This window comes from Dellaglioa sp. CoH-56-MRSF-13 (genome assembly GCF_056782095.1).
This window is the reverse complement of the sequence record NZ_JBXAYC010000008.1, coordinates 21,887-31,103: the sequence shown is the minus strand read 5'-3', so window position 1 is coordinate 31,103 and position 9,217 is coordinate 21,887. Positions and strand designations below refer to the sequence as shown.

Here is a 9,217-nt window from a genome sequence, read left to right as displayed (position 1 = left end):
ACTTTTTTCTTTATTTCAACTGTGAACATAGTAAAACCCCCTGAGTTAGATTTCTCCAACTCAGGGGGTTCACTTCATTCCCCTACTTAATCACTTTTTTAAATATTCTAATTAATTACATCTTTTATCGCCCAAACGGGGCTCGAACCCGTAATTCCGCCTTGAGAGGGCGACGTCTTAACCAATTTGACCATTGGGCAAAAATACTCTTTTAAGTATAACCCATATAGATTTGATGTCAATGATTTTTATGCCAAATTAAAAATTGAATAAAACAACAATACAGATACAAACCGAGACAGTACAATGCAGCAGCCCACATAACAAAAGATAACCATTTATATTGTAGGAGAACTTTCGTGGTACCTATCAATAACGTTGTGACACACGCAATCAATAATCTAATGTATAACTTTTTTAATTCACGTCTTAGTTTTATTTCCAATACGTTCGCCTCAAACCCATCTATAGAATAATAACTTAATAAAATGTGCAAAACTTTAGCTTAATTTATTCATTTGTACTTTCTCTACATAACACAATCTTTATGTCCTTCATTATAACGTTATGTATCAATTAGAAAAGTAATCATCACTTTTCTTTATCAATAATTAATCATCTTTACTATTTCTTATTGTTTCAACAAAATATTACTATTTTCTATTTGACAAAAGACCGTTATATCGCTAAAATTAGGAAGTTAATTATTCTTGGGTAATAGCCAAACTGGTAAGGCGCCGGACTCTGAATCCGCAATCTGTAGGTTCGATCCCTACTTACCCAATCAAGTGTTTTCATAGAGTTTCATAAGGTTTCATCTAGATTCAACAAACCGTAGTCAAAACCGTAGTCAAAAAAATAAACTGTACGGGCATGTATGTACTGATGCATCTACTTTCTTAAGTAGGTGCTTTTTATTTTCCCTCAACAAACCGTAGTCATTTCATCACATCTAATTAAATCTACTTCCTTTAGGGTGTCTTGAATGTCTTGATAACCTTTTTAATTGCATCCCTTTAGGGGGTCCGAAATGTCCGAATACTTATTTTTGCCTACATATCTAATAAGTCCCAGGGATGAATAGCTGCACCCATATACTAATATTTGCTAACATATTAGGTATAAATGAAGTATCATTTTGACGAGCTTACTAGAGTTTTGATGAGCTTTATAAAGTATTTTATGGCAAGTTTTGGCAGGTTCTAACACTAACCCTATTACTTACTTTAAGAATACCTAAACATCAATTATAGATAAGGTATTATTTATTACACCTTATCCTCGCCGCTTCGCCTTTTAAAATTTTATTCACTGCATTTAACGGAAAAGATATAGAGTCTATATTTGTTGCAACTGCTGTAAAAATTTTATTAATTTTATTAGTTTCTTGATCTATCAATTCTATATTTTCTTCTTTATTTTTCAATAACCATTTTACTGCCATAGTAAGTTCATCGTATGTTTTCATTAAATCACTCCAAAGTGTAGCAATATTATCTTGATAGGTATCACATTTTTTTGATAATTCGGGTACATAGCTAACGTATGTTTCAAAATAAATTACATATTCATTCTTCAAATTAGTAATTTCATTCAATTTTTCTTTATTAATTTTTGTACCCAAATTACGAATATCATCTATTGTTTCTAATGTACCCTTAGAGAAAATATCTTTTTTCATTAAAATAATATTGGCGGTAAATCTATTATTAATAGAAATTAATCTAGATATGTTCTTAATATCTTCTACAGCAAGGGCATTACTTAACTCATTTTTTCTTTGCTCTTTTAACTGAAACTTTGTATTTATATATGCAAACATAGCTGCACCACCAATACCTATGAAAGAACCTATATAACCTCCCCAAAATCCAAGCCACCCATCACTCGAACCTACTCCTGGAACAATGCCAATAAAAATATTGATGACCCAAGGGATGATAACAGTCACTATCAATATTACTAGTAAAATGAACCATTTATATTTTTTTATAAACCCCCATATTTTACTCACTGCATTACCTCCAAATATCTTATTTACCTCTATATTAAACAATAAAAAACAGGTAAACAATACCTGTCCCAACTCTATGAAATACTATGAAACTCTACGTAACTTAAAAGGTTTATTTTAATGATCACTAGTTACTCAAAAATCACTAAATGATGATTTAACTCACACTAAACTTTTTCACACTTTGAATCTGGCTACCGTTTGTACTTCCAACCGTATCATTCATGATGGATCATTTTAGATAGTATAGTTTATTTCTTTAGCTTTTTAAATGTTTGCACTTTCGTCAACACTATTAGTGTATATACTTTTTAGCTACTATGCTAAGAAATTCATTAATTTTGCTTTTCTAAATTTTAGCTAATATTCTAAGGCCCGGTATTTATCTGAAGATTCCCAGTTCCATATTTCATTTTTTACAAAAAAAGCACTCACGTTTGTGAATGCATTAATGAACCATTATGGAATATCACTATAAAGTATTATATTTATTTAACGGTTTAGCGTAAAGTTTTCTGTATCTATGTCTGGTCTAGTCGAATAGCGTGAGATAGTTTTAAGTGAAACGGTTGTTTTGTTATGATCAGGCACTAGGTAATATTTTTCTCGAAGACTTGCACCCGTGTACACCAACTCTATTTCCCAACCACCATTTCCATAGGGTACGTATCCTCCCAACGCTGCAGGAATATCATCATTATTATTAATTTTAGTTATAGTACTTTTACTTCTATCTGTTATTATCAAGTTAAAATTGCCGTAATTATCATTTGAATTTTCATGTTTGATAATCAGTTTAATCGCTTCATCAATTGATATTGATAGCCCATCACTGGATTGTTGTGTATCATCACTAGCATTGATGATAACGTTATTCACTAGAGTATTTCGACTACCATCAGTTAACTTTTGATTTACATAAGTAGCTATTGTCGACATACCAACTTTTTGTAGTTCATTATCTGCATTGTCATAATAAGCTACAGTATTATGTACATCCCCCAGTAATCTATAATATGGATTATCACCTTTTTGAATATAATACTTAACTGTACTTGAATTAGGTGTTTTAATTGAAACATTGAACCCATCTGCTATTTTATCCGTTAAACCATTCCAAAAACGATTTGCACCATAATAAGCGATTGCTACAGCTGACTGTTTAGGATGGTCTTTCATCTGCTGAACTGTCAGAGTTCCTACATTCCTACTTGCCTGTTTTTTCGTTTCCTGTAATTTACTTTTTTCTTTTTTTAACGATGAAACTTCTCTACTCATTGAACTAGCTATTTTCTTTGAACTTGCTTGTGATTTACTAGAATCAATAGAAGATGATTCATCCTTTTTTGAATTGCTGCTCCCACACGCAGTTAATGATAATAACATCATTGCTATCCCACACGTTACCAATACCTTTTTCATTTTGAAACTCCCCTAAAATTTATTTACCTTTAAATTAAACACTAAAAATGATAGGTAATCAATATTCGTATTCACCTTATGCACTTTTATAAAACTCTGTACAACATAATCTATATTTTCATACTAATAGTCGCAGGTTTTGTTAGATTTTTAACCATTCAAAGATATTTTATACTAAGTTTGTTCAGCCCCAAATGCCGCAATAACCCGTACGACATTTTCTATTTTGGCGTACAAAAAAACATCCACAGTATGGATGTTTCAATTAACCATTATATTTTATTTTGAGTTTGCTGTGCGTCTATTGCATCTTTGGCAGTCGTTTCTAATGCAAACTCATAAGTAAGCTTTGTTCCATTAGATTGTTTTTCTATCCATTCTCCATATGTTATATGTGATCCCTTTATTGTGTAAGGTATGCGATGTGAACCAGATTCACCCCTCATTATAATAAACTTATCGGTTATCTTATACGTATAATTATAGGCTCTATCTTTTCCCAGCTGTGTACGAACCACTGTATCACTTTTTGCGTAACCTAGAGTAATTAAATCAAAAAGGGAGTGCCGTGGAGCAGTACCATCTTCCATAGCTTTACTGATGTCCTCACCATTATATTTGATTGGAGCAAAACTAAATCCTTTTTTTAATTCATTTCTCACAAGATTAGCTGCCTTAGATGACCTTTCAGCTACCATACTTGATTCTTTGGCAGCTGATTCTGATGATGCTTTACTTTCAGAAGATACTTTTGCTTTTTTTATAGACTCTTTCTTATTTGATTCACTTTTTGATTTCTGCAAACTAGATGATTTTACCTCAGATGATGACGATTCCTTACTTGCACTATTGCTGTTCCCACATGCAACTAATAATAATGCAACCATTGTTGAAGCACATAATACGACTACCCTTTTCATTATCCAACACCCCTTTATTTTTATACACTCACATATTAAACACTAAAAAAAGCAGGTAAACAATACCTACCTCCTTTGTATGTACACTCTAAATACTTCAATAAAGTAATAAAGGGTTATATTTTAAAGTTTCTAACATTCATACCCGCTATTAATTTTTAATGCTATATATATTTTTAATTGACGAAGGCTACCAACAAATTCTGCTGGTAGCCTTCTCACTGAATATTTATATTTAATTTTGAGTTAATTAATTTTAAAATAAGTTACTAATTCTACTTCTAAACGATGTAACCCTACCTACTTTACATCCTTGCAACTCCTTGGTTGCGCCAGCGTGAATAAATGAATAGAAATCATCAAACTGAATAATTTATACTAAGAATATTAATATTGAGCTACTATAACCTTAACATGTTTTTGTTTATTGTCAATTTTTCCGAATGATTTATATAGTATTTTCTCATTTTATGTTCTATTTATGATATACTAAATGAGATATTTTAATGATGGTACTTAAATTAATAAAGTGACAGCAACTTAAATCCCCGATTCAATTCTGTCTCCTTCATTTTGAATACACTATAATAATAGTTTGGAGGTTTATACACTATGTTAAGTAAGACAAAAAAATTCTTAAGAGCAAACAAAATTTATTACGATAAAGAACATCTCAATCCATTAATGGTTCCAGATCGTATTTACGTACTTAATTTTGGCTTAGATGAGGATGATCTCAATAATAGATTTATCGTTGAATACACGTATACTTGGACTGGTCGAATCAAAATTAATAAAATTACGATTCGACTTCATAATCAAGTTAGCCCACATGAATTTCGTAATGAAACAGAATTACTGCATTATCTTAAAAAACACACTAAATCGAGCAAATAACATTTGCATTAATCGTCATTAGATGTTATATTAAACTTATGTATTTATGGTTCGGTTATTTAAAGGTGATTTGTTTCATTTATGAACACACTTCTTTTTAATAGTTCAATCAACAAATGCAAAATATATTAGTGCTTACAGCACATGGAGGTTTCATATTATGGAACAAGGTACAGTAAAATGGTTTAATGCAGATAAAGGTTTTGGTTTTATTACTCGCGAATCTGGCGACGACGTTTTCGTTCATTTCTCAGCTATCCAAGGTGACGGTTTTAAATCACTTGACGAAGGCCAAGCAGTTACTTTCGATGTTGAAGATTCTGATCGTGGACCACAAGCAACTAACGTTGTTAAAGCTTAATTATAAGCCTTTGAAACTTACCTTCGGGTAGGTTTTTTTTTTGCAATAATAACCGTATACCCTCTCATCAGCTGCTGTTGTATGACTGTATTTTTAAATTAAATAATTATTTATCATCCGGTTCCTACTATGCACTTTAGGTTACGTTCAAAATCAACTTTAAATTTATCAATATAAAAAATGCCTCATAATTATTAGACGTAGGTCTAACGATTATGAGGCATTTTTAAGTCACACTGTCTTTCAATATCATAATTCATCAACAACAATTAACTTAGAACTATTTTCATTTAAAATGCGTTGCTGTTTACATATCCTTGCCACTTACCATTTGCATTGTATATCGAGTAATATTTATTGCCATTAATTGAATAAGCATATTTTACTGTATATTTCGTACCTGAGTTAGCTATAGTTGACCCTTTTTTTACCGTCCAATTAAAATTACCCCAGATATCATAGCTTCTTTTAACAGAGACAATTTTATTGTATTTAGTATAAATATGGCTAGTTGCTTTATTATTCACATAACCCATCCATTTACCGGCATCGTTATAAAGTGAGTAGTAAATATTTCCGTTTCCTGTAGTATATCTGTATCTAACGTTATATGTTTGACCATAGTAATTACTAGAAGTACTTTTTTTAGATGACCACAAGAAATTACCCCAGACATTATAACCTTTATCGCTAATTTTGACCTTTGCCTTTAATGATTTAGCTACTAAGGTATTCGTAGCATTACTGTTAACATAGCCTTTCCAAACATTATTACCATTATATAGTGAGTAATACGTATTACCATTAATCTTATACGCATATTTAGCATTGTATGTCTGTCCGGAGTTAGTAACTGTAGATCCTTTTTTACTTGTCCAATTAAAATTACCCCAGATAGTATAGCTATTTTTAACAGAAACAATCTTATCATATGATGAATAAACTAAATTTGAAGCATTACTATTCATATAACCTAACCATGTACCTGCATTATTATAAAGTGAATAATAGACGTTACCATTACCCAATGTATATCTGTATCTGACATTTAAGTTTTGACCATAATAATTAGCTGTTGTTCCTTTTGCTGACGTATAGAAAAAATTACTCCAGATAGTATAATCACGTTTAGTAATTTTAGCGGTTGCTTTAAATTCTTTAGCTGAAGCAACCTCCATTGCGTTACTATTTACATATCCAGCCCATTTGCCTTTACTATCGTACAATGAGTAATATTTGTTACCATTACTGTGATTATAGTAATATTTTGCGCTATAAACTTTTCCAATTTTTCCAGTTGTCGTATTTTTAACTTTATTCCAACTAAAATTACCCCAAACATTATATCCAGATTTTTTAATTGAAACTAATTCATTATAACTTTGTGCTTTCCCAGCTGCGTTCGTGGGTGGTGTACTTTCTGTTGGTTTGTTATCTGTTGATGCACTTAAAAACCAATCAGCATTTTTACCAGACATGATACTTGCATCAATGTTTCCAACCCCTGATAAACCATGATTTGTAAAGTTACTTGTATATTGCCATAACGAATGACTTGTTTCCATTGGCTCATTACTTTGGTATGCAGCTAACCAAAAACCATCATATGCGTTAACAGCCGTACTGGCATATGTTTTCATAAAACTAGCATAAGAGTAAAGTATAATTTTACGATTACCTACATATTTAGCCATCTCATCAGCCCAGGCTTTTGTTGTGGCGTTAGTATTTGCTTTGCTAGCATTCGTAACCGTTTGATCTTCATAATCATTGACAAAGAACTTAGCATCCTTGGCACGGTTATATAAGTCTTTCGCTTCTACTCTAGCATCAGCAACATTTTCATATTGGCTAAATGAATAAACACCATATGGAATATTATATTTCTTCATCATCGCAATATTATGATCAATCACTAAATCTTTACGATTTGACCCATATTGAACACGTAAAATAATAAATTTAAAATTTTTCTTTAATACTTTAGCTTGTGCATCTGTAAATGATCCTTGAAATTCTGATAAATCAGGAATTGAATTATCGCGATTTGTAGCCGATTTACTCAATAAAGATGCTGATTTAACTAATGATTCAGGTACATTTGACCCCATCACACCTTCAGGCTTCGAAGTATTAGCCGAGGCCTGATATGCTCCGATACCAATACCTACTATCACACTAGATAAAAATAATACATATTTCGTCATTCTTTTCAAAATAGAAACCGCCCTTTTATTTTTTGTTTAATAACCATATTCTAGCATAATTTATAAGTCAAAAAGATTAAGATTAGAAAAAAAGACCTTCAATAAAAAAATAATAGACGTTTTATAAGCGTCTATTATTTAATTAAGATACTTTTTAAACCACTTAACACAGTATTTTTCTCGTTCAATTGCATGATCTAAAATCAAATAATGACCATATTGTTTGTTGATTTCTTCTTCTGAGAAAAAAATTAATTTCATTCTTCCTTCAAGATGATCTAATTTTACTTGATGTAACTGTAATTGCTCAATTAATCTTTGCTGTAATTGAACGTCATCTTTATTTTTAATAAAATAAAGTTTCAAAATAAATTCGTCTTTAATCGGTTTTAATTCCCCACTATCTGATACTAACCAATCCATTAAAACTTTTTTACCTTGTGATGTAATAGAATATATTTTCTTTTCTAACTTAGTACCTGCTATTTCAATTTCATGCGTAATGTATCCATCTTTTTCCATTATTTTAAGAGCAGGATAAATTTGACTATGTCCTGCTTGCCAAAATTCTCCAATATCAGTCGTAAATGCTTTAGTTATATCGTACCCCGATAATGGTTCTTGATTCAATAATCCTAAAATAATATATTGTAATTTATTTTTTTTTGCCATTTTTCCCCTTAACTTGACTTTTAATACTTATCAGTATACTATAATCAAGTAAACAAAAACATGTAAACTTTTACATGTATAAATAAACACTTTAAAGGAGAACAAAAATTATGACAAATACAGAAAAAAAGTTTAAAACATTAGATGATTTCTTAGGTACACATTTTGTATATACTTACGATAACGGTTGGGAATATGAATGGTACGCTAAAAATGATCATACTGTTGACTACCGTATCCATGGTGGTATGGTTGCTGGACGTTGGGTAACTGATCAAGAAGCTCACATCGTTATGCTTACTGAAGGTATTTATAAAATTGCTTGGACAGAACCTACAGGTACTGATGTCGCTCTAGATTTCTTACCTAACGAAATGAAAATTAACGGAACAATCTTCTTCCCTAAATGGGTTCAAGAACATCCTGAAATTACAGTTACTTACCAAAATGACCATATCGATTTGATGGAAGAATCTCGTGAAAAATACGAAACATATCCTAAAATGGTTGTCCCAGAATTTGCTACAATCACTTACATCGGTGATGCCGGTCAAAATAACGAAGATGTTATCAATGAAGAACCTTATGTTGGTATGCCAGATGATATTCGTAATGGTAAATATTATGACGAAAATTACAAAATGATCAAAAAGAACTAATTTATTCCAAATAAAAATCGTCTGAACTTTTAAAAGTTCAGACGATTTTTATTTTATAACTTTTT

At 30.9% G+C, this 9,217-nt stretch carries 8 protein-coding genes and 2 tRNA genes; 4 read left to right on the top strand and 6 right to left on the bottom strand.

Annotation, left to right across the window (positions count from 1 at the left end):
• Positions 1–127: 127 nt before the first annotated feature.
• A tRNA-Glu gene (locus tag AC1RP1_RS07210) sits at positions 128–200 on the bottom strand.
• A gap of 511 nt (positions 201–711) precedes the next feature.
• On the opposite strand from AC1RP1_RS07210, the gene AC1RP1_RS07205 reads away from it, so the two are divergent.
• A tRNA-Gln gene (locus AC1RP1_RS07205) sits at positions 712–784 on the top strand.
• 477 nt (positions 785–1,261) lie between these two features.
• On the opposite strand, the gene AC1RP1_RS07200 is transcribed toward AC1RP1_RS07205, so the two are convergent.
• The 3 genes from AC1RP1_RS07200 to AC1RP1_RS07190 all read right to left on the bottom strand — a co-directional run bounded on the left by AC1RP1_RS07200 (position 1,262) and on the right by AC1RP1_RS07190 (position 4,356).
• Entirely contained in the window at positions 1,262–2,014 is a 753-nt protein-coding gene (locus tag AC1RP1_RS07200; protein ID WP_481761916.1) for a hypothetical protein, read from the bottom strand.
• 492 nt (positions 2,015–2,506) lie between these two features.
• Entirely contained in the window at positions 2,507–3,436 is a 930-nt protein-coding gene (locus tag AC1RP1_RS07195) for a hypothetical protein (protein WP_481761917.1), read from the bottom strand.
• Between the two features lie 272 nt (positions 3,437–3,708).
• Complete coding sequence (locus tag AC1RP1_RS07190) at positions 3,709–4,356, bottom strand: hypothetical protein (protein ID WP_481761918.1); 648 nt, start codon at positions 4,354–4,356, stop codon at positions 3,709–3,711.
• 612 nt (positions 4,357–4,968) lie between these two features.
• On the opposite strand from AC1RP1_RS07190, the gene AC1RP1_RS07185 reads away from it, so the two are divergent.
• A complete protein-coding gene (locus tag AC1RP1_RS07185) occupies positions 4,969–5,253 on the top strand; it encodes a hypothetical protein (RefSeq protein WP_481761919.1) in 285 nt (94 codons plus the stop codon).
• Between the two features lie 160 nt (positions 5,254–5,413).
• Complete coding sequence (locus AC1RP1_RS07180) at positions 5,414–5,614, top strand: cold-shock protein (RefSeq protein ID WP_057973786.1); 201 nt, start codon at positions 5,414–5,416, stop codon at positions 5,612–5,614.
• Positions 5,615–5,904: 290 nt separating this feature from the next.
• On the opposite strand, the gene AC1RP1_RS07175 is transcribed toward AC1RP1_RS07180, so the two are convergent.
• On the bottom strand, positions 5,905–7,821 hold the full coding sequence (locus tag AC1RP1_RS07175) for a GH25 family lysozyme (protein ID WP_481761920.1): 1,917 nt from the start codon (positions 7,819–7,821) through the stop codon (positions 5,905–5,907).
• A gap of 138 nt (positions 7,822–7,959) precedes the next feature.
• Positions 7,960–8,493, bottom strand: coding sequence for a PadR family transcriptional regulator (locus AC1RP1_RS07170; RefSeq protein WP_409022286.1), 534 nt, complete (start codon positions 8,491–8,493; stop codon positions 7,960–7,962).
• 110 nt (positions 8,494–8,603) lie between these two features.
• Here AC1RP1_RS07170 and AC1RP1_RS07165 point away from each other — a divergent pair, with 110 nt between their 5' ends.
• Entirely contained in the window at positions 8,604–9,152 is a 549-nt protein-coding gene (locus AC1RP1_RS07165; RefSeq protein WP_481761921.1) for a phenolic acid decarboxylase, read from the top strand.
• Positions 9,153–9,217 lie beyond the last annotated feature (65 nt).